The organism is Pilimelia columellifera subsp. columellifera (assembly GCF_039532605.1).
GTDB lineage: Bacteria > Actinomycetota > Actinomycetes > Mycobacteriales > Micromonosporaceae > Pilimelia > Pilimelia columellifera.
On the sequence record NZ_BAAARY010000083.1, the window covers coordinates 1 to 741 of the forward strand.

The 741-nt window shown below is 65.5% G+C and carries 1 pseudogene; it reads left to right on the plus strand.

Features of this window, described 5'->3' with window-relative positions:
• Window positions 1-207 precede the first annotated feature (207 nt).
• Window positions 208-741 (plus strand): annotated as a pseudogene (locus ABD287_RS18425) (hypothetical protein); the annotation flags it as partial.

The following is a 741-nucleotide window of genomic DNA, read 5'->3' on the forward strand; positions in this document are numbered from 1 at the left end:
ACAACCCCACACCGGCACTTCGGACAAGCCACACCCCGGACCCGCCACCACCAACCCTAAAACACCACAACGGCTAGCCGCTTGACACAGAAGGGAGCCTACATTGGTGATCTTCACGTGAACGTCGGCGTGCGACACCCGGCGCCTTTGCCTGGCAGGCCAGACGCCACACCAAGCGGGCGTGGCACACCACCTTTGAGGGACATCATGGACTCCTACACGATCACCGTCACACCCAACGACGACAGCGGGAACAGCACCACCGTGACCGTCGACACCTCCACCGACCAAGCCCGGATCACCAACGTGCGCTTCCAAGCCCCCGACGGCCTCACCGCCGCGCAAATGCCGAGCATGGACATCGGACTACTACTACAAGCCATCACCACCCCCACCACATCGATGCGAAGGCCGCAAGCGCCCGCGCACGCCAACACCCCACCCACCGACACCAAAGCCGCTGCGACAACCACCACCACAACGGCCACCACCGAACCCGCCACCACCACCACACCGGCGCCGGCGGCGAAGCTGGTGAAGGGCGCCGACCTTCGTCCCACCGCCGTGGCCAAGGCAGCCAAGGACCCCGCCGCGCAGCACCAGACCCCAACATTGGCAAAGGCACGCCCCACCCAACCAACACCGAAGAAGACGACCCGCAAGAAGGCAACAACAGCCACCAAAACCAGGGCTGGGGCTGGGGCTGGGCGGGTTTACCGGAAGATGCCCGCCGACCTCGCC